The 19,009-nt window shown below is 64.1% G+C and carries 18 protein-coding genes and 1 tRNA gene; 11 read left to right on the top strand and 8 right to left on the bottom strand.

The features are described from left to right. Positions 1–96 precede the first annotated feature (96 nt). Complete coding sequence (locus ACUN9Y_RS10600) at positions 97–300, top strand: hypothetical protein (RefSeq protein ID WP_445460668.1); 204 nt, start codon at positions 97–99, stop codon at positions 298–300. A gap of 538 nt (positions 301–838) precedes the next feature. Here the strand turns inward: ACUN9Y_RS10600 and ACUN9Y_RS10595 are convergent. Continuing rightward, positions 839–912: transfer RNA gene (locus ACUN9Y_RS10595), tRNA-Gly, on the bottom strand. Positions 913–1,075: 163 nt separating this feature from the next. On the opposite strand from ACUN9Y_RS10595, the gene ACUN9Y_RS10590 reads away from it, so the two are divergent. Both ACUN9Y_RS10590 and ACUN9Y_RS10585 read left to right on the top strand, forming a co-directional pair. Then, positions 1,076–1,756 (top strand): metallophosphoesterase, encoded by a 681-nt coding sequence (locus ACUN9Y_RS10590; protein ID WP_445460667.1) that lies wholly within the window; start codon positions 1,076–1,078, stop codon positions 1,754–1,756. Between the two features lie 332 nt (positions 1,757–2,088). Further along, positions 2,089–2,517: a hypothetical protein gene (locus tag ACUN9Y_RS10585; protein ID WP_445460666.1), complete on the top strand. Its 429-nt coding sequence runs from the start codon at positions 2,089–2,091 to the stop codon at positions 2,515–2,517. A 353-nt stretch (positions 2,518–2,870) separates the two neighbouring features. On the opposite strand, the gene ACUN9Y_RS10580 is transcribed toward ACUN9Y_RS10585, so the two are convergent. From ACUN9Y_RS10580 to ACUN9Y_RS10570, 3 genes are all read right to left on the bottom strand, one after another. Further along, entirely contained in the window at positions 2,871–4,853 is a 1,983-nt protein-coding gene (locus ACUN9Y_RS10580) for an alkyl/aryl-sulfatase (protein WP_445460665.1), read from the bottom strand. 814 nt (positions 4,854–5,667) lie between these two features. Beyond that, a complete protein-coding gene (locus tag ACUN9Y_RS10575) occupies positions 5,668–6,090 on the bottom strand; it encodes a CBS domain-containing protein (protein WP_445460664.1) in 423 nt (140 codons plus the stop codon). 48 nt (positions 6,091–6,138) lie between these two features. After that, on the bottom strand, positions 6,139–7,605 hold the full coding sequence (locus ACUN9Y_RS10570; protein WP_445460663.1) for a dihydrolipoyl dehydrogenase: 1,467 nt from the start codon (positions 7,603–7,605) through the stop codon (positions 6,139–6,141). A gap of 246 nt (positions 7,606–7,851) precedes the next feature. On the opposite strand from ACUN9Y_RS10570, the gene ACUN9Y_RS10565 reads away from it, so the two are divergent. The 8 genes from ACUN9Y_RS10565 to ACUN9Y_RS10530 all read left to right on the top strand — a co-directional run bounded on the left by ACUN9Y_RS10565 (position 7,852) and on the right by ACUN9Y_RS10530 (position 14,498). Further along, positions 7,852–8,472, top strand: coding sequence for a YqaE/Pmp3 family membrane protein (locus ACUN9Y_RS10565; RefSeq protein ID WP_445460662.1), 621 nt, complete (start codon positions 7,852–7,854; stop codon positions 8,470–8,472). A 71-nt stretch (positions 8,473–8,543) separates the two neighbouring features. Continuing rightward, the gene (locus tag ACUN9Y_RS10560) at positions 8,544–9,416 is read left to right on the top strand and encodes a DMT family transporter (RefSeq protein ID WP_445460661.1); all 873 of its coding nucleotides are present in this window, start codon (positions 8,544–8,546) and stop codon (positions 9,414–9,416) included. A gap of 101 nt (positions 9,417–9,517) precedes the next feature. After that, on the top strand, positions 9,518–10,399 hold the full coding sequence (locus ACUN9Y_RS10555) for an NAD(+) kinase (protein WP_445460660.1): 882 nt from the start codon (positions 9,518–9,520) through the stop codon (positions 10,397–10,399). Positions 10,400–10,415: 16 nt separating this feature from the next. After that, a complete protein-coding gene (locus tag ACUN9Y_RS10550; protein ID WP_445460689.1) occupies positions 10,416–11,402 on the top strand; it encodes a metallophosphoesterase in 987 nt (328 codons plus the stop codon). Positions 11,403–11,637: 235 nt separating this feature from the next. After that, positions 11,638–12,483 (top strand): rhomboid family intramembrane serine protease, encoded by an 846-nt coding sequence (locus tag ACUN9Y_RS10545; protein ID WP_445460659.1) that lies wholly within the window; start codon positions 11,638–11,640, stop codon positions 12,481–12,483. Between the two features lie 9 nt (positions 12,484–12,492). Next, entirely contained in the window at positions 12,493–12,777 is a 285-nt protein-coding gene (locus ACUN9Y_RS10540) for a YeaC family protein (RefSeq protein WP_445460658.1), read from the top strand. After that, a complete protein-coding gene (locus tag ACUN9Y_RS10535) occupies positions 12,761–13,597 on the top strand; it encodes a DUF2797 domain-containing protein (RefSeq protein WP_445460657.1) in 837 nt (278 codons plus the stop codon). Before ACUN9Y_RS10540 ends, ACUN9Y_RS10535 begins: the two co-directional genes overlap by 17 nt. Before the next feature lie 181 nt (positions 13,598–13,778). Beyond that, positions 13,779–14,498, top strand: a complete 720-nt coding sequence (locus ACUN9Y_RS10530) for a glutathione S-transferase (RefSeq protein ID WP_445460656.1) — start codon at positions 13,779–13,781, stop codon at positions 14,496–14,498. Between the two features lie 54 nt (positions 14,499–14,552). Here the strand turns inward: ACUN9Y_RS10530 and ACUN9Y_RS10525 are convergent, their stop codons facing one another. From ACUN9Y_RS10525 to ACUN9Y_RS10510, 4 genes are all read right to left on the bottom strand, one after another. Further along, on the bottom strand, positions 14,553–14,981 hold the full coding sequence (locus ACUN9Y_RS10525) for a hypothetical protein (protein WP_445460655.1): 429 nt from the start codon (positions 14,979–14,981) through the stop codon (positions 14,553–14,555). A gap of 12 nt (positions 14,982–14,993) precedes the next feature. Continuing rightward, positions 14,994–16,310 carry a sulfite oxidase gene (locus ACUN9Y_RS10520; protein WP_445460654.1) on the bottom strand — a complete coding sequence of 439 codons (1,317 nt, stop codon included), beginning with the start codon at positions 16,308–16,310 and terminating at the stop codon, positions 14,994–14,996. Between the two features lie 196 nt (positions 16,311–16,506). Beyond that, entirely contained in the window at positions 16,507–17,553 is a 1,047-nt protein-coding gene (locus ACUN9Y_RS10515) for a fimbrial protein (protein WP_445460653.1), read from the bottom strand. A 167-nt stretch (positions 17,554–17,720) separates the two neighbouring features. Beyond that, a complete protein-coding gene (locus ACUN9Y_RS10510) occupies positions 17,721–18,845 on the bottom strand; it encodes a PA0069 family radical SAM protein (protein WP_445460652.1) in 1,125 nt (374 codons plus the stop codon). Positions 18,846–19,009 lie beyond the last annotated feature (164 nt).

The following is a 19,009-nucleotide window of genomic DNA, read 5'->3' as shown; positions in this document are numbered from 1 at the left end:
CGCCTCCGACAAGGCCTGCATCCAAGGCGAGTCTTGCGACGTATCTTTCACAAGCGCGTGGCGATGGGGCTCTGCGCTATGGCGAAGGAGCGACATATGACTCGATATGCGGTGGAGAAGAGCGAGGTGGTTGGGAGCCGGCATGCCTGGCTGGTCCTGAAGCGCGGGACCGGCTTCGACGCGACCGCAAGGGCGATCATCGCCCGCTGCTCGTCGGAGGGCGAGGCGCGGAGCCTGGCCTGTCGTCTGGAGTTCAAGCATGCCATGGCGTGCCAGGAGCGATCAGGGGCGGCATTCTAACATCGCCATAGCTCGGCTATTAGCTTGGCTATTGGCTCGGCTATTCGCTCGGCTATTAGCTCGGCTATTAGCTCGGCTATTAGCTCGGCTATGGGGGGGGGGGCAGCAGGTTTCCAGCAGCCGGGGCAGCGGCTTGGCGAACGTCGCGGCGGTGATGGCAGCGTGTCGTTTCGGCGCGCGAATGTTGAGTGCCGAGGCTGTCGTCGAGTGGGGTGCCGGCGACCCGGCGAGGCGAGAGACGTCTGCTACGGCTTGCTGGGCAGAAGCCGCCAATCGGCTGTCGCGGGTAGCACCCTGGGGCCAGGTTGAAAGGCCTCGCCCTGGCGGTGGTGACGTCTCGGGTCTGTCCCGTATTGCCGGGGAGGACATGTCCGTCGGCCTCAGCCGTGTACGGTAGCCGGAGCAGCGTACGGCTGCCCATCTATCGCGAGCGTTGCTGTGTGTGATTACGAACGAATGTGTGGGGACGAATCTTTACTGAAAATCAAAAGCTTAGAAAGGGCAGGCGGGCTTTTGCGAACCGAAACGAACGGGTTCGTGGAGCGGGTGAAGGGAATCGAACCCTCGTCTTAAGCTTGGGAAGCTTCTGCTCTACCATTGAGCTACACCCGCAGGGCGATTTTTATAGTATTCTCAATAGGTTGCGAGTGCAAGTCGTGTCACGGTTTTCTTGATATTTAGATGGTAAGCCCTTGTTTTTCCGACTTGGGCCGGGCGCCGCGGACCGGTACCACAGGCCGCCACGAGGGGGCAAGGCGACGCCAGGAGCAAGATCATGACGCTGGTATGTCACGCAACGAATCCGGACGGCCGAGACTTCTTCGTCGGCGACCTGCACGGTCGACTCGACCTGCTGACCGAGGCAATGGCGAGGGTTGGCTTCGATCCCTGGCATGATCGTCTGTTCAGCGTCGGTGATCTGATCGATCGCGGCGAGGATTCGCTGGGGTGCCTGGCCCTGACGCGGGAGCCCTGGTTCTTTGCCGTGCGCGGCAACCACGAGGCCATGGCGCTGCAGGCGCTGAGCGAGGGTGCCGGGGTGGCCTGGGATCTGTGGCAGCGTAACGGCGGACGCTGGGTGTTTCTGGAGACGGTCGCGCGGGTCAGACAAGCGCTTGAGGCGGCCAGGCCGTTGCTTCCCCTGGCCCGCGAGGTGGCGGTGGGCTCCCGGCGTCTCGGTGTCGTTCATGCCGAGCCGCCCGATCAGTGGGGGAGTATCGACGCGGCGCCTGCGGAGCGTCTCGTCTGGGCGCGGGAGCGTATCGCTCGACAGGATTCACGCCTGGTACAGGGCATCGATGCGGTGGTGGTGGGCCATACCATCGTCGATGCACCCCTATTGCTTGGCAACGTGCTCTACCTCGATACCGGTGCCTTTACCAGTGAGCGCTTGACCCTGCTGGAAGCCGGCGACGTATTGGCGCGGGTCGATGCCCAGCCCGAGGCTCGCCGTTAGGCTGTGGCGCATGACTCGTTGAGCGTCACCCCAGGCCACCGTGGGGGGCCGGTGAGAGGCCCTCGGTTGCTTGGGTACATGACGGTGGCGACGCATGCCGCCGCCCCAGCCAGGGCCTCGTGCGCCCAGGCAGAGCCACTGGCGTATGGCGTTTTCCATGCTGTCGTGCGGCCGCTATCGGCTCGGTGTCCGACGAGTCTTTGACTGCGCCGTAAGGAAACCCCACCGGGAGCGACCCAGGCCCTGCCGCGGCAAGCCGCGGTGGTTGCTGTGTGATGGCACATTGGTCGAAACACATTGGCCGAACCCTTTAGATGGAATAAGGAGGCGGGATGAACAAGGCACTGGCCCTGGCACTGCTCAGGGTATCGCTGGGAGGGCTGCTGCTGGCCTGGGGACTGGACAAGATCGTCAATACCGAGCATGGCCTGGCGGTGTCGGACAAGTTCTATGGCGGGCTGCTGTCCGTTGCATCGCTGATGCCGATGCTGGGCGTCATACAGGGCTTGCTGGGACTGTTGGTGATCGTCGGCTGGCAGCGGCGCTGGGTGTATCCGATACAGCTGGTGGTCAACTCGCTGACCCTGCTGGCGGTGTTCGGCTCCGTCATCGATCCGCTGGGCTGGTACCTGGAAGGCACCAATCTGCTCTTCTATCCTTCGCTGATCGTATTTGCCGCGAGCCTTGTCGTGATGGCCTTTCGGACACAAGATCGCTATGCATTGGATACCGTCCGGCAATCGGTGACAGGCGCCGCCTAGGCCTGGCCAATGGGACCCTGAGGTCGGTGCCCGACGGGCAACAACGACACCGCAGCGCGTGACACCACTCGTGTGGCAAGCCGGTCGGCGTGATCGACGTCCCTCCACTGGCCTCGGAATGCCACGGCTGCCGGCACTGGCCAAAACTCAGGCCCAAGTTCAGGCCCAAGTCCAAATCCACGCCCAGGAAAAAAAGAGCCGAGCTGTCGCTCGGCTCTCTGTCACTGATCCCTTGTCACTGATCCCTTGTCCCTCACCCACGTCACTGGCCCCTGTCGCTATCCCCTGTCGCTATCCCATGTCACTGGCGCACCGGCACGGCAGGCGTAGCGATACGACTCGGGGTCAGCCGATCACGGCGTGACGATATTGAACCAGAACGGCGGTGCGTCGAGCATGCCGAGGAAGTCCGCGAAGGCCTGCTCGTCGCCACTCACGCTAAGGTCACCGCCGTCTCGGGCCTCGGCAAGGGTGGTCTCGCCTAGTTGGATTCGATCCAGCACGGCCTTGGTCAGGGTGACGTTGGCATCGGCATCCGCGACCGCGCCCTCGACGTATTTCATGCTGCCGTTGTTGATCGACAGGGTGTACTGCTTGTCGAGGTCTTCGAAGTGGAGCGCGATGTCGATATCGGCCTCGGCGGCGCGCTCGCCGTTGGTACGAATCGAGAGGTAGTCAAACAGCATTTCTACCGGCATCGCGCGAATGGTGTCGGGGCTGGTGCTGTTGACGCCGCCTTCCGTCGGCACGCCGTTACGCAGCTCGAAGGCCCCCTGCAGATAGACGTTGCGCCATGGGCCGCTCTCGGCCTGGTAGCCCATCTGCTCGAAGGCGTCGGCCAGCAGGTTCTTGGCCGCCTGGTTGTCCGGGTTGGCGAACACCACGTGTTTCAGCGCTTCGGCGACCCAGCGGTACTCGCCGTTGTCGTAGTCGGCCTGGGCCTTGGCGAGGATGGCCGCTTCGCCGCCCATGTATTCGACGTACTTCTTGGCCGCCGGCTCCGGGGGCAGCGGGTCGAGGTTGGCCGGATTGGCGTCGTACCAGCCCATGTAACGCTGATAGACGGCACGGGAATCGTGTTTCTTGGTGCCGTAATAGCCACGGTTGTACCAGGCGTTGTCGATGGCATCCGGTGGGTCCAGTTTCTCGGCGATCTCGCCGTCGGTGTAGCCTTCGTTGAGCATGCGGACCGACTGGTCGTGAATGTACTTGTACATGTCACGCTGATCGCGCAGGTGGGTCATGATGTTGTCGTTGCCCCACATCGGCCAGTGGTGGCTCTGGAAACGCACCTCGGCATCCGGAAACATCTGGATGGACTCGGTCAGATAGTGGGCCCACGCCTGGCCGTCACGCACCTGGGCGCCGCGCAGGGTGTAGAGGTTGTGCAGGGTATTGGTGGCGTTCTCGGCCATCCATAGTGCCTTGGTATCGGGGAAGTAGGTGTTCATCTCCGCTGGCGCCTCGGTACCCGGCGTGACCTGGAAGACCATGCGCACGCCATCGATGGTCACTTCTTCACCGGTCGCGCTGATGTCCCGGGTCGGAGCGATCAAGCTGATGGTGCCGGTGGAGTTGGTCTGGCCGAGCCCTGCGTTGACCTGACCCTCGGCGCTCTTGGGCAGTACCGCACCGTACATGTAGACCGCGCGTCGGCTCATGGCGTTGCCCGCCGTTACCATCTCGCTGATGGCGTGCTCCATGAAGCCTTGCGGGGCGATGATCTCGACGTCGCCCGCATCGACTTGCTCCTGGCTGACCAGGCCTTTGACGCCGGCGTAATGATCGACGTGGGAGTGGCTGTAGATCACCGCCTTGATCGGAAAGTCGCCGAGTTCTTGAGTCACCAATTCGTGGGCCGCGGCGGCGGTTTCGGTGGCGGTGAGAGGATCCATCACGATCCAGCCGGTATCCCCCTTGACATAGGTGATGTTGGTGATGTCATAGCCGCGTACCTGGTAGGTGTTGTCGTTCACCTGGAACAGGCCGTAATTCATGTTCAGCTGGGCATTGCGCCACAGGCTCGGGTTGACCGTATCAGGCGCTGGCGTGTCTTCGGTGAGGAACGTCTTGTAGGGCTCCAGGTCCCACACCAGATTGCCGTTGGCGTCCTTGATGGTCAGCGTTTCCGGTTTCGCGATAAAGCCCTTGTGCGCGTTCTCGAAGTCTCTGCGATCTTCGAAGTCGAGCTCCGACGCCATCGCCTGGTTGGCCTGTACCGTGGCGTCGGTGGCGGGGTTGGGATCGACGGCGAGGGCTGGCTGAGACAGGGCGACAAGCCCTATCCCGGCGAGATAGCCGAATGCCGAGCGTCGGTGATGCCGTGCGATGGTCATGAGTCGCTCCAGGGTCCTTGGAATCCGAGCGCGGCTCGGCCGCTGTGTGGCGAGTCGCGTCTTGGTAAAATTAGAGCGTCCCATGGTGCAAGACAAGTGCTTGTTCTCCGCCTGTTTCTTCAGGCTAGGTCGAGCGCGTACCAGGCGGGGTAGCCCGATATCGGCAGAGGGGCTAGCCCGGCACCGGTGGATCGATTGCACATCGCTGCGGGGACCCAACCGGCGGCAACGCTAGGCGTCTTGTGCTGTGCAGGGCCTAGACGGGCAAAAAAAAAATTCGATGAAAGGAGAACTTTCCCGTGAGCGACTGTCATATGTGGTACAGACATCATGCGCGATGGCAGTCGCTAGCATTGTTGTTCTGGTTTGCTAAATCGATCGTTACGCTCCATGGCTTCCATGGGGCGTTTTTTTTGTTCATCGCCTTTTACCGATGTCGATGGCTCGGACCGCCCGTGGGTATCGGGGTAGGCCTATGAGGTTGCCGGGGAGGCGTCGCCCGAGCAGGGCGAGCCGCGGTAGCGGGTGGAGGCGGGCGAAGCGAGGAGGGGCGGTGTCTCAGTGTTGCCCGAGGCGAGCCCTGCAGCACGACGGCGTGCCCTGAGCCCGTCAATCGGAGGTGGCGTTGAGGAGCCGGGTGACGAGACGCTGGTCGACTCGGCTCGCCCCGAGCAGAAGCGGGGTCGGGAGGCCACGGTTCCGGCCTCTGCGTCCAGAGGCGGGGCCGATCGCCAAGGCCCGCGACCATGGCGGCGACCGTCCTGAGCCCACGACAGCTTGGCGCTAGGCAGGACGGTGCCGCCCCGCGGGAACGCTAGGCGTAACGTTGATGGCGTCTCATGCTGAGGATCGCATTGAGTACGTCTCGTCGGGTGACGATGCCGACCAGGCGGCCCTGCTCGGTGACCGGGTAGACCTTCGGTTTGGCGCCGAGCATTTCCTGGGCCAGATCGATGATGCTCTTGGAAGGCGTGACCGATAGCACTTCGTTGCGCATCACTTCTCTGACCAGCGGCGCTTCGTGGTCGAGGTAGAGGCTCTCGATGACCTTGCCCAGCACGTCCTGTTCGGAAACGAAGCCGATCAATTGGTCGCGTTCATCGACCACCGGCGCACCGGGCAGTCGGTGCAAGGCCAAGCCCTCGGCCAGGGTCGAGACCGAGGCCTTCCCGCTGATCCGGTAGCAGTCGCGAGACATGATCTCGCGCACGGTGGAAGGGGGTGCCTTGTGCTGCATGGTCGCTCTCCTTGTTGTCGGCATGTGCCGACGAGACGATGGCCGTTATCAGGCGCCGGGGCCGCACTCCAGGCAGCGCTCGGTAATCGCCGGACCGCGCCGGAGATTCACGTTGAGGTCGCGCAGGGCTGTCCTCAATCCTTCTTCCACTACCGGGTGGTAGAAAGGCATCTCCAACAGGCGCTCCACGGTCAGTCGTTGGTCGATGGCCCAGGCCAGCAGGTGGCCCAGGTGCTCGGCCCGGGGGCCAAACATTTCCGCGCCGAGCAGAATGCCCGAGCCATGCTCCGCGTACAGCCTGAGCTTGCCACGGTTCTGACGCATCACCGAGGCGCGTCCCTGATCTTCAAAGGACACCTCACCGACGGCAATGGAGGCCAGGCTCTCATCACGGCGCTTGAGTTCAGCGTAGCTCACTCCGGCGCTCGCGATCTGTGGATCGCTGAACACCACCGCGAGCGGTGTGCGCCGGCGACCGGCACGAATGTCGGGATAGCGCCCGGCGTTGTCGCCGGCGATGCGACCTTCATCGGAAGCTTCGTGCAGCAGCGGCAGGTCCTGATTGGCATCGCCGGCGATGAAGATCGGTGCCAGGCTGCCATCGTCGAAGCGACATTGCATGGTCAGGCGGTCGAACCGTGGAATGCTGCGCTCGTCGAGCGCAAGGCCAGTGCGCTTGAGCTCGAGCCTGTCGACGTTGGGACGGCGTCCGGTGGCCGCCAGCAGATAGTCGAAGCGCTCGGTCTTCTCGGTGTCGCTATCGCGGCAGTGGAAGGTGACGGCGACCTGCTCTCCTTCGAGTTCCACGCGGAGCACATTGGCATCCGGGTCGAGCGGGAAATCAGCGTTGAATTCCTGGTCGGCCAGCTTGCGCAAGTCAGGATCGCCGAGCGGCCCGATGCCTCCCCCGACACCGAACATGCGAACTCTCACGCCGAGGTGGTGGAGCGCCTGGCCGAGTTCGAGACCGATGACGCCGGGACCGAAGACCACCACCGACTCCGGCAGGTCGTCCCAGTCGAAGATATCGTCGTTGATGATCAGGCGATCGCCGGCGCCATTGAGGAAGTCCGGCCAGGTCGGTCGTGACCCGGTGGCGATGACGATTCGCTTGGCATGGATGCGGGTGTGATCACCAACGACCAGGGTGTTGGCGTCCTCGAAGTGCGCGGCGCCGAGGATGCGATCTTCGTCCTCGATGCGCGACATCGAGGAAATGACGCTACCGACGAAGCGGTCGCGTTCGCGCTTGACGCGTTCCATCACCGCGGGACCGTTGACGGTAACGCCGCTGACCTTGACGCCGAAGCCTTCCGCGTCGCGTGCTTGCTGGGCCACGTCGGCGGCGGCAATCAACAGTTTCGATGGCATGCAGCCGACCCGGGCGCAGGTGGTGCCGAAGGCGCCGGATTCTATCAAGACCAGACTTTGCGTATGCTGGCGGGCCGCATGCCAGGCCCCGAGTCCGGCGCTTCCTGCGCCGATGATCGCAATATCAACGTTACGTTCCTGCATGGTTGGTCTCCGCAGCGACAGTCAGGGAACCCCGAGCGGGGCAGCGCTATCAAAAACAGTAGGTCAACTGACGGTTAAGTCCCATCGATCAGGCGATGCTGTTACACGAAAGCCTGCAGATGCACACTTATGAGTGCTGTGTCGGCATCGCCTCGAGCGATTGGCAGCGCCTGCAGAGGCAAGGCAGAGGCAAGGCAGAGGCAAGGCAGAGGCAAGGCAGAGGCAAGACACTGAGAGGAGATCCCGATGGATGCGCGAGAGTACCTGGCCCGCAAGGGCCTCGATGGAGAGCGTGACAAGGAAAAGCCGAACACCCTGGAGGAAAAGGCCTGGGATCGCGCCCGGGGTTCCCACGACCATCGGCCGAAGTCCGGTACGCCCCACGATTGGGAAGACTGGGAGCGCTACCACGACCTGCTCGCCGACGGCGCCGATCAGTTGCAGCAGAAGATCAACGTCGAGGCCCATCGTGAGGCGCTGTCCCATGCCGAAAGAGGCGCCGGCAGCGGCTCGGGCGGCGTGGCGACGGCAGCGGGTGGTTCTGCCAAGGCCCCGGCGGCGCCCAAGGGCGGTGTCGAACACTTCACGCCGGCGGCCGGTGATCGCGCCCGTCATGATGTGGACCATGGGTCGGCATCGGCATCGGCGTCGGCGTCGGCGTCTCGCGCCGAGCCGGCGCCGCAGCGTCTGGCCACGCCAGGGCTCCGGCTCGCCCTGATGCTACTGGTGCTGTGCCTGCCGCCACTGGCGGTGGCGCTAACCGATGGCGGGCCGCGGCGCATCGCCATTGCCTTTCTGTTGATGCTCGCAGGGTGGGTTCCGGGGGTAATCTACGCGGCCTGGTGGTTGCGCCAGAGCGACTACTGAGCGGACACGGTTGGCCCTGACGTCCGTTCACGTATACTCTCCGTCAACTCAATTATCTTCAGGAGTTGACAGTGGGCTATCTGGTGCTGGTGACGACCCTATGGGCGTTCTCCTTTTCCCTTATCGGGGTCTATCTGGCGGGGCAGGTCGACAGCTACTTTGCGGTGCTGATGCGGGTATCGTTGGCGGCGCTGGTGTTTCTGCCCATGCTGCGCCCGGGGCGTCTGGCGCTGAGCCAGAAGCTGACGCTGATGGCGCTGGGCGCCGTTCAGCTCGGCATCATGTATCTCTTCTTCTACCAGTCCTTCCTGTTGCTGTCGGTCCCGGAAGTGCTGCTGTTCACGATCTTCACGCCGCTCTACATCGCGCTGCTCGATGACTTGCTGTTCGGGCGCTTCACGCCGTTCTATCTGCTCACCGCGGGCCTTGCCGTGGTCGGCGCGGCGGTGATCCGCTTCGAGGGGGTCAACGCCGACTTCTGGCTGGGCTTTGTGGTCGTTCAGGGCGCCAACCTGTGTTTTGCGCTCGGTCAGGTGGGTTATCGGCGCTTCTCGGTGACGCTGCCCGACGACCTGCCACGCCACAGCGTCTTCGCCTGGTTCTACGTCGGCGCCCTGGTCGTGTCGCTGCCGGTCTTTGTGGTGTTGGGCAACGGTCAGGCGCTGCCGACCACGGCTGTTCAGTGGGGCGTCCTGCTGTGGCTCGGCCTGGCGGCCTCCGGACTTGGCTATTTCCTGTGGAACCTTGGCGCGGTGCGCGTCGACGCGGGAACGCTGGCGATCATGAACAACGCCTTGATTCCCGCCGGGTTGATCGTCAACCTGCTGATCTGGAACCGCGATGCCGACCTGCCTCGGCTGGTGCTGGGCGGCGCGATCATCGTGGCATCGCTGTGGCTGAATGGCTGGTGGCAGCGCCGTAGCGCGGTGCAGACAACGCCCTAGCACCAACCGCGGTGATGCCAAGACGGGGGCGGCGGCGTGCGGGTTTGCCGGCGCCGGGAGCGGTCGCCATAATGAGCGACGCTCAAGCCAAGGAAGCGTGCATGCAATCGTTCAAGAACATCGGCCTGATCGGGCGCCTCGGGAGTGCCAAGGTCGTTGACACCCTGAAGCGTCTGATCCGCTTTCTCGATGAGGGCGGCTATCACGTCATCGTCGAGGACCGGACCGCCTCGGCGCTGCTGGATCGCAGCCATGCCGAGGCCAGCCGGCGCCTGCTGGGCGAACTGTGCGATCTGGTCATCGTGGTCGGCGGCGACGGCAGCCTGCTCGGTGCGGCCCGTACCCTGTGTCATAGCGGAACTCTGGTGCTCGGTGTCAACCGCGGGCGACTCGGGTTCTTGACCGACATTTCCCCCGACGAGCTCGAAGCGCGGGTCGGCGAGGTCCTGGAGGGTCAGTACGAAGTCGAACAGCGCTTTCTGCTCGATGCGGAGCTGTACCGGGATGAAGCGCTGGTGGGCAGTGGCGATGCCTTGAATGAGGTGGTGCTGCACCCGGGCAAGGCCGTGCGCATGATCGAGTTCGAACTGTTCATCGATGGCCAGTTCGTCTATAGCCAGCGCAGCGATGGCCTGATCATCGCGACCCCCACCGGCTCTACGGCCTATGCGCTATCAGGTGGTGGACCGATCATGCACCCGCGTCTCGATGTGGTGACCCTGGTGCCGATGTTTCCTCATACGCTGTCGAGCCGTCCCATCGTCATCGATGCCGCCAGCGAGATCCGTGTGCATATCGGCGAAACCAACCAGACCTATCCGCACATCAGCTGCGATGGCCAGACCCGAGCCGTCGCCAAGCCCGATGATGTGCTGGTGATTCGGCGCAAGCCGCAGTGCGTGCAGCTGGTCCACCCCCTCGGCCACAACTTCTACGACGTACTGCGTAGCAAGCTGGGCTGGAGCAACCGGCTGGGAGACTGAGGTGAGTCAAGCAACGCTGCAAGGCTATGATCTGATCGGTGATGTGCACGGCTGCGGCGCGACGCTGGCGACGCTTCTGGAGAGACTTGGCTATCACCAGCGGGGCGGGGTCTATCGCCACCCACGGCGCAAGGTCATCTTTCTGGGGGATCTGATCGATCGCGGCCCGCGCATACGGTTGGCGGTGGAAATCGCCAAGCGCATGGTCGAGGCGGGGGAGGCCCATATTGTGCTGGGCAACCATGAGATCAACGCCCTGACCTACACCCACAAGGCGCCTGTCGAGCTCGGTCGCGAGTGGCTAAGGCCCCATACCCCGCGACATAATCGCATCATCAAGGAGACCCTGGATCAGTACCGGGACCATCCCCAGGAATGGGAAGAGGCGCTGGCCTGGTTTCGCGATATGCCGCTGTGCCTGGAGCTCGATGGCCTGCGGGTGGTGCATGCCTGCTGGGATCAGCCGCTGGTTGACGCGCTGCGTAGGCGCTGCCCCGATGGGCGCCTGGATGACGCCTTTCTGGTCCAGGCCTCGACCTACGGCACGCTCGAGTACCGCATTCTGGAGCGCCTGACCCGTGGTGGCTTCATCGACTTGCCGGATGGCATGGTGATTCACTCCGGTGATGGTTTCACCCGACGCAGCTTCCGCACCCATTTCTGGTCCAGGGAGCCTCGCACCTGGGGGGATGTGGTGTTCCAGCCAGACAACCTGCCCGGCGACCTGGAGGGTCGTGCCTTGTCGACGCAGGAGCGGGCCGATCTCAGCTACTATGGCCCAGATCAGCCGCCGCTGTTTATCGGTCACTACTGGTGCGAGGGCATACCGGCATTGCCGGCGCCCAACATCGCCTGCCTCGACTACAGTGCGGTCAAGTGCGGCCGCTTGGTGGCCTATCGCTACAGTTTCGAGACCGCCCTGGATGCCAACCATTTCGTCTGGGTGCCGGTGCCCCGTGACGAGACCGTTCGGCCCAAGCCTCGGGAGATCGAATTCGATTGATACATTTTTTTACAATAAAATTTCGCTCTCCCAGTGAACCCTTCCTCGATGCCGGCGTCAGAGTAAGTGTTCCCTTGAATGATCCCTTGCTCTTGTCCGGCGGCCCCCTCCGCCGGACTTTTTCTTTGTGGCATCCTCACAGGTCGAAGGACGATCTGGGCCCGAGGTGCCAGAGGCGACTCGTTCGGCGTCGCCAGCGCTGTCTTTCCCTTCTTTCCTGTGTGCTGGAGACACCATGTATCGGGTCATGCTGATCCCTAACGATATCGACACTCGCGAGCTGCGCAAGGCGCTCTGGGCCCATCGCATCGGCCATCGTTTCACCGCAGAGGCCGACGGCCAGGTGCTGTGGCTGGTGGACCCGGCCCAGCAACAGGCATTGAGCGAGCTGATGACACGCTGGCAGCGTGGCGAAGCCCTGACGCCGCCGCCCGGGCGCCGCACGGACCGAGGCGCTCAGTGGCGCGTGGTGGCTCGTGACCTGCCGGTCACGATTGCCACCCTGGCCCTGTGCCTGGTGGTCTTCGGCGCCATGGCGGTGTGGGGCGATCTGGTGCTTGCCTCGCTCGCCATCGTGCCCATCGCCGTGAGCCAGGGGGCGCTGGCCGTGGGCGATCTTGGCGACAGCATTGCCTCCGGGCAGGTGTGGCGGCTGCTGTCACCGATCTTCTTGCACTTCGGCTGGATGCACCTGGTCTTCAACCTGATGTGGCTGTGGTACTTCGGTCGCCAGGTCGAGCAGCGCCACGGTTCCTTGCGCATGTTCATGCTGGTGGTGGCCGCGGGGCTCGGCGGTAACCTGGCCCAGTACGCCGCCGGCACGGTGCTCTTCGGTGGCATGTCCGGCGTCGACTTCGCCCTGCTCGGCTATGTCTGGCTGATGTCGCGGCGCTCGCCTGCCAGCGGCTTCTTCGTGCCGCAGATGCTGGTGGTGTTCATGCTTGGCTGGATGGTCTTCACCATGACCGACCTGGCCGGCTTCGTCGGCTTCGGCAATGTCGCCAACGAGGCGCATCTTGGCGGCCTGGTCGTGGGGCTGGCCTTCGGCTGGTATTATTCGCGCAAACCTCGACTTCGATAGGATGCTGACATGAGCGACATGACCTTCGAGCGCATGATTTCGCAGATGACGCCGGACATGTACGAAAGCCTCAAGCAGGCGGTGGCGCTGCGCAAGTGGCCGGATGGGCGGATGCTGACCGCCGAACAGACCGAGCTGTGTCTCGAGGCGGTGATGCGCTACGAGGCCGAGACCCAGGTCCCTGACGACCAGCGCGTCGGTTATCTCGAGCAGCGCACCTGTGGCGCCGCGGCCAGCGGCGCCGGCGTCTCCCCGGCGTTGGCTGGCCTTGGGCAGGATGTGGGCCGTGGCTGAGGCAGTGGCCCGCGGTTGCCTGACCAAGATGGGCGTCGAGCCCGATTCCCCGGCCACCTATACCCTGCGCACCGGGGAGCAGCGGCTGGCACTGAACGCGCTGCTCGGGCGCCGCCTTGCGCTGTCGTGGAGCGGCGCCATCGCCTGCACCCACTGTGGGCGTGCGACCAAGAAGAGCTTCGGCCAGGGCCATTGCTATCCGTGCTTCAAGCGGTTGGCGCAGTGCGACACCTGCATCATGAAGCCGGAGCTGTGCCATTTCTTTGCAGGCACCTGCCGTGACCCCGATTGGGGCGAGCGGTTCTGCTTCCAGCCGCATATCGTCTACCTGTCGAATGCCTCCGGGCTCAAGGTCGGTATCACCCGGGCGACCCAGATGCCGACCCGCTGGCTCGACCAGGGCGCGATTCAGGCGATGCCGATTCTGTCGGTCGACAGTCGTCAGCAGTCCGGCTTCGTCGAGATGCTGTTCAAGGGCGAGGTATCGGATCGCACCAACTGGCGGGCGATGCTCAAGGGCGATGTCGACGAACTCGATCTCGGCGCCGAGCGGGACCGCCTGCTTGAGCGGTTGGCGCCGGGTCTTGAGAGCCTGCGTGAGCAATTCGGCCACGCTGCCATCCGCACCCTCGATGAGGCCGCCCAGCGCTTCGATTATCCGGTGCTGGAGCATCCCACCAAGGTGGTGTCGCATAATCTCGACAAGACGCCACGCCTGGAGGGCACGCTGATGGGCATCAAGGGCCAGTACCTGATGTTCGACACCGGCGTGATCAACCTGCGCAAGTACACCGGCTACGAGATCGAACTGGCGGCTTGAGCAGCGCGCCATCGTTGCGATTTCTCCTTGTCGTATCATCTCTGTTTCTGCCGTCGATGGGTGAGCCCCGTCGACGAGGGATGCCCTGAGAGGGGCCGGTGCGGGGGCGCTGAGCCCCCGTGCTGGCCTAGACCGATACTGGCGTCTCACGGGCCATCCGTGAGAACGAGGAGAGACGTCGATGTACCAATTGCATATTGCCAACCGTGCCACGTCATCCTGGTCGCTGCGACCGTGGCTCGTGATGCGAGAGCTGGACATTGCCTTCCAGCAGATCGTCACGCCATTTTGCGCGACAGGCGATAGCCACGAGCGGTTTCGCGGCTTCTCCCCCTCCGGGCGAGTTCCCTGCCTGATCGACTCTCATGGTGAAGACGGCGCATCCCTCGATGAGCCGATGCGAGTGTGGGAGTCCCTGTCGATCGTCGAATATCTGGCCGAACGTCATCCCGGCGTATGGCCTCAGGATCCGTCTCGTCGCGCTTGGGCGCGCAGTGTTTGCGCCGAGATGCATGCCGGCTTCGCCAGCCTCAGGACGCTTTGCCCCATGCACTGCGCGCTTCGTGTTCGCTTGCACGAGGTACCTGCCCCTCTGGCCGCCGATACGGCTCGCCTGGAGGCATTGTTTGGCGAGGGACTGTCGCGCTTCGGTGGCCCCTACCTTTGCGGTGAGCGCTTCACGGCCGCCGATGCCTTCTTTGCCCCTGTGGCTTTTCGCATCGAGACCTACGGGCTCTCGCTGAATGGGCCGGCGAGGGATTACGTGGATCGGCTCCTGGCGTTGGCAGCCATGAATGAGTGGCGTCAGGCAGCCATTGCCGAGCCATGGCGAGAAGCCGAGGTTGAGGCTGCCATCCGCAAGCGGGCCCAAGTGATTAAGGACTTCCGGGTCGACTCGTGAGGCGCGGTGATCCGCCCGGCACGAATGCCGGGCGGTGAAGGCACGGAGGCGGGGTCAGGTGCTGTCGCTGGCGGTTCCGCCTTGCTCGTCAGCGCTGTTCGGGGTGGGCGGCATCAGGCGTTTGGGCAGGTTCTGGCGCCTGGCGTCAGTTCTCGGCCCGTAGTGGGTCGCCAGATAGTCCAGGATGGTCGCCTCCATCTCGGGGTTGAACTGCCACAGCCCCTGGGTTTCCTGCATCCAGACGATCAGGTCCGCCCAGTGCGCCCGGGAGCCGCTGTTCTGGGTCACGAGCTTGGCTGAGTGGCAGACCGTGCAGTTGCCCTTCACCGTTTCCCAGCCTTCGGCGATCACGAAGCCACTCTCGGGGTCGGTCTCGGGGTCGGTCTCGGCGGCGGCGCTTGCCGAGGCGACGATCAGCGCGGCGGCAAGTGCCGCCGCGAGCGAGTGAGCCCGAGGCGGCCGGCGTTGGCATGAAAGACGCATGGATGGCCCTCCCTAGGCGACCTGAACCGCGATGCGGTGGCAGGCGTTGTTGAGGTACCCCTTGGGGTTCCAGCCCGGCACCACCATGGGCTGCGACTGGCCGTTTTCATCTACCGCCCGGGTCCAGACTTCGTAGTAGCCGGGCTCCGGGAACGCGACCTGGGTAGTGAATCGCTGCCAGGCCAGGCGGTTCGGCGCTTCCTTCAGCGTCGCTTTCTGCCAGGTGATACCGAAGTCGATCGAGGTGTAGACCTCGGCCACCGACAGATCGCCGGCCCAAGCCTGGCCGCGGACCTCCAGCGGGTCGCCGAGGGCGTGTTCGACGCCAGAGCTGGGGAAGGTCACCAGGGACTTGACCGGCATCGAGTGAATGGTCACGTAATCGTCGTCGGTGAGCTCCGTCCCCGGCGCCACCGGGTTGGCCGGCACGCTGTAGGAGGGCGGCGCCATCTTGGCGCCGTCATGCTTCTGGTTACGCACGACGATCTTCTTGAGCCATTTACCGGACACCGAGCCCGGCCAGCCGCCGCACACCAGGCGCAGCGGGTAGCCATTCTGGTAGGGAATGTCCTCGTCGTTCATGGCCCAGGCGATCAACGACTCATCTTCCAGGGCCTTCGCCATTGGTACGCCGCGGGAGATCGCCTCCTTGTCGGCGGCGCCGCTGGCGTGGCGGTCGGCGCCGTAGTAGCCGATATAGACCGCGTCATCGGCGATGCCGCAGGCCTCGAGCACATCACGCAGGCGAACGCCGGTAAAGCGCGGGCAGGCGATGGCGCCGATGGTCCACTGGTTGCCACTCGCCGAGGGCACGAATTCGCTGCGCCCGTTGCCACCGCACTCCACCTGGAGTTGATAGCTGTGCGTTTCGAAGCGTTCCTTGAGCTCGGCGATAGTGAAGGTGGTCGGGGTGAGGCAAGACTCACCGGCGATTTCCAGCGTCCACTGGCCGGGGTCGATGGTGGCCGGTTCTGGCGGCAGGCCATTGTTGCGCACGAACATGTGGCGCGCAGGGGTGACGTCATCGTCGAGCAGGTGGGCGGGGGTCTCGGCGTTGATGGGCCGATCATTTAATACCCGAAGTCCCTCTTTGCCATCGATGGCAAAGGGCTCGTCGCTCTGGGCGAACGCCGCCGGGATCAGGCCGCCGGGCATGAAACGCGCGAACGGAATGCTGGCCCCGAGTGCCAGGCTCATGGCGACCAGGCTCGATCGCTTGAGAAAGCCGCGGCGGCTCAAGGGATCGACTTCGCGCCCCCACAGGCGGCGGTCGGCCGTTACGGGGTCCTCGGCGTAGAGGGCATGAAGGCCCTTGTCCTCAGGGTGCATTCGGCTTCTCCTCAACTTTTTATGTGATTTTTTTATAGCCAGGTCTTTCGCAGTCTAGTCCTGGCCGCGCGGTCGAACGAGGGGCCAGTGTTGAATCGGTGATGGGGCCAGGCAACGGCAAGCCTGAGCAGGGACACTGGAATAAGGACGGCGGGGGCAGGGGAGTACTCGAGCCCCAACGGCGGCGGATCAGCGCCTAACGATAGCTGAGCGTAGCGATCAGGGTGGCCTCGACGTTCCCCGCCCGGACCATCGCGGCATAGCGGTAGTAGCTGGCGACAAAGCGCAGACGCAAGGTGCCGCTAGTGCCGGAGGTGTCGCCCTGGCGCGTATTGATCAGGTAGTGCTGAGCGAAGGTGACGGGCGTCGGTGTGGTGGCGCCGTCGGGATAGTGCTGGATGAGCAGGCCGATGCCTTCGGCGGCGTCGCTGCCGCTCAGGGCATTGCCGATGATGCCGTTATCGTCGATCACCGACGTGCCGGCACTGGTCAGCGCATAGTCGATGCCCTTGACCCGGTCGCAGTCGCTAAGATCCAGCGTCACCGGCGTCGGCATGGCGGTGTCGCCGACGCCGGTCAGCGCCGAGAGTGGTACATTGGGCAGCGCCACGTTGGTCGATGGCAGGGTGCACGTCGGCGTGGCAATGGTGGTCGCCGCTGTGGGAAGCGCCCCGGCAACATGGTGGGTGCCGTAGGTCGTCCCCTTGGCGCTGGCCAGGTGGACTGGCGTGGAAAACGCCACATTGACGTTGCCCGCGGTAAGAGGCCCGGTCTTGATCAGTTGAAAGGTGGCCGAGTGATTGCCGCTACGACAGCTATCCGCCTTCGCCTGGGTGTGGCCGAGATTGGCGTGGCCGGGAACACCGCCAACGCTGACGACGCTTGGGATATGGAAAACCAGGTTCGGCTGATTCGAGTCGGCGGTGTGTTGGTCGGCGTGAAGGGAGCTTCTGATGTCGAGCCCCATCACGGCGTATCGGTCTTTGATCGCGTAATAGGTACCTCCGGCATGACAGGCGTAGCGGTACGCTATCGTCATGCTGCCGGCGACCTCGCCATCGTCGACGAAGCCGCTGATGGGAGTCGCCGTTACGCTGAGCTGACTGAAGCGGCATTGACCCACGGTGAGCCTGCTGCCGTCGCAGGTGATAGTGGCAGCTAGCGCAAGGGGGATAGCCGCGAGGCCGATACCGAGACCGGCGACCAGCATCGCAATATGGCGCCACCATCGCTTTAGCATCATCGCTCTAGCATCTAGATCGGGGGTCCGTTGGCGTACGTTCAGACACAGACGACTGAATCGGTACCATCTTCTCCCTCGGCGTCTCGGCTTGGCTTGACGTGCCTCAGTCGTGTGCGTATCAACATCGTCCAACGGCGGCAATGCATGCTGCGGGTTAGGCGTAGGCCTTAGAACAACGAGCCCTGTCGCAAGGGAGGGCGAAACTGGTCGGTAGCGAGGGTGGTGGTCGAGCGATCATTGAGCCCCAGGCGTCGACAGGCCTTGGTGAAGCGTTGCGCCAGCAGGTCGGCGAACACGCCCTCGCCGCGCATGCGATGGCCGAAGCGGTTGTCGTAGTCGGCGCCGCCCCGGCACTGACGTATCAGGCTCATCACCTTGGTGGCACGCTCGGGGTAGTGGGTCAGCAACCAGTCTTCGAACAGCGGAGCGACCTCTCGCGGCAGGCGCAGCAGCATCCAGGCGGCGGTGTCGGCGCCTGCTGATCTGGCCGATGCCAGCAGCCGTTCCATCTCGTGGTCGGTGAGTCCTGGGATCACTGGCGACACCAGGGCGCCGACGGGAATGCCGGCGCCGCTGAGCCGGGCGATGATCTTGAGCCGAGCCTCGGGACCCGCGGCCCGGGGCTCGAGGCGTCGCTTCACGTCGCGGTCGAGACTCGTCAGGCTGACCATCACCCGCACCAGGCGGTGGCGGGCCAACTCGCCGAGCAGGTCGAGATCACGCAGAATCAGGCTACCCTTGGTCACCAGGGTGACGGGATGACGACATTCCAGCAGCAGTTCGAGCAATGTCCGTGTGGTGCCGAGTTCTGCTTCTATGGGCTGGTAGCAATCGGTGTTGCCGGACAGGTTGATCGGTTGGCAGCGGTAGCCTGGCTTGCACAGCTCGTCTCGCAAACGCTCGTCCAGGCCGCTGCGAGCGATCAACCGCGTTTCGAAATCGAGCCCCGGCGACATGTCCCAGTACGCATGGCTCGGTCGTGCATAACAGTAGATGCAGCCGTGCTCACAGCCGCGGTACGGGTTGATCGAGCGATCGAAGGGCAGGTCGGGGGAGCGGTTCCAGGACAGCGCGCTCTTGGCGTCTTCCGTGGCCACGACGGTAGCGATGCGGGCCTCCGTCCACAGGCCTTCCGGCTCGGCACCTGCCGCTCCTGTGGCGTGAGTCCAGCCGTCATCCTCTGCAACGACGCGAGACGGCGCGTAGCGATTGGCGGGATCGAAGGTGGCGCCGCGGCCCTTCAAGGGCTGGCGGTGCGGGTCGCGTGGGTCGTGGCCTGAGCGATGGGTCATGCTTCGAGTCTAGCTTTATGCTGTTTATTTATCCAGTGGTTGATGCTGTTGTAGTCTGCAGTACGCCGTCATGCCTGCCTGTCGCTCGCCGGTGCCAAGGGCTTTCGGGCCAGTGCGTGTCGTTGACCCATGGCAACGGCCCTTGGCCGGCGCAGGCAGGCCAA

It is taken from the genome of Halomonas sp. V046, assembly GCF_052645355.1.
This window is presented reverse-complemented; position numbering and strand designations above follow the sequence as displayed.

Coding starts and splice junctions, on each gene's coding strand:
- ACUN9Y_RS10555 (WP_445460660.1), top strand. CDS start 9,518: ATGCAATCGTTCAAGAACATCGGCCTGATCGGGCGCCTCGGGAGTGCC.
- ACUN9Y_RS10525 (WP_445460655.1), bottom strand. CDS start 14,981: ATGCGTCTTTCATGCCAACGCCGGCCGCCTCGGGCTCACTCGCTCGCG.
- ACUN9Y_RS10545 (WP_445460659.1), top strand. CDS start 11,638: ATGTATCGGGTCATGCTGATCCCTAACGATATCGACACTCGCGAGCTG.
- ACUN9Y_RS10570 (WP_445460663.1), bottom strand. CDS start 7,605: ATGCAGGAACGTAACGTTGATATTGCGATCATCGGCGCAGGAAGCGCC.
- ACUN9Y_RS10565 (WP_445460662.1), top strand. CDS start 7,852: ATGGATGCGCGAGAGTACCTGGCCCGCAAGGGCCTCGATGGAGAGCGT.
- ACUN9Y_RS10600 (WP_445460668.1), top strand. CDS start 97: ATGACTCGATATGCGGTGGAGAAGAGCGAGGTGGTTGGGAGCCGGCAT.
- ACUN9Y_RS10580 (WP_445460665.1), bottom strand. CDS start 4,853: ATGACCATCGCACGGCATCACCGACGCTCGGCATTCGGCTATCTCGCC.
- ACUN9Y_RS10535 (WP_445460657.1), top strand. CDS start 12,761: ATGTGGGCCGTGGCTGAGGCAGTGGCCCGCGGTTGCCTGACCAAGATG.
- ACUN9Y_RS10540 (WP_445460658.1), top strand. CDS start 12,493: ATGAGCGACATGACCTTCGAGCGCATGATTTCGCAGATGACGCCGGAC.
- ACUN9Y_RS10585 (WP_445460666.1), top strand. CDS start 2,089: ATGAACAAGGCACTGGCCCTGGCACTGCTCAGGGTATCGCTGGGAGGG.
- ACUN9Y_RS10510 (WP_445460652.1), bottom strand. CDS start 18,845: ATGACCCATCGCTCAGGCCACGACCCACGCGACCCGCACCGCCAGCCC.
- ACUN9Y_RS10575 (WP_445460664.1), bottom strand. CDS start 6,090: ATGCAGCACAAGGCACCCCCTTCCACCGTGCGCGAGATCATGTCTCGC.
- ACUN9Y_RS10520 (WP_445460654.1), bottom strand. CDS start 16,310: ATGCACCCTGAGGACAAGGGCCTTCATGCCCTCTACGCCGAGGACCCC.
- ACUN9Y_RS10590 (WP_445460667.1), top strand. CDS start 1,076: ATGACGCTGGTATGTCACGCAACGAATCCGGACGGCCGAGACTTCTTC.
- ACUN9Y_RS10515 (WP_445460653.1), bottom strand. CDS start 17,553: ATGATGCTAAAGCGATGGTGGCGCCATATTGCGATGCTGGTCGCCGGT.
- ACUN9Y_RS10530 (WP_445460656.1), top strand. CDS start 13,779: ATGTACCAATTGCATATTGCCAACCGTGCCACGTCATCCTGGTCGCTG.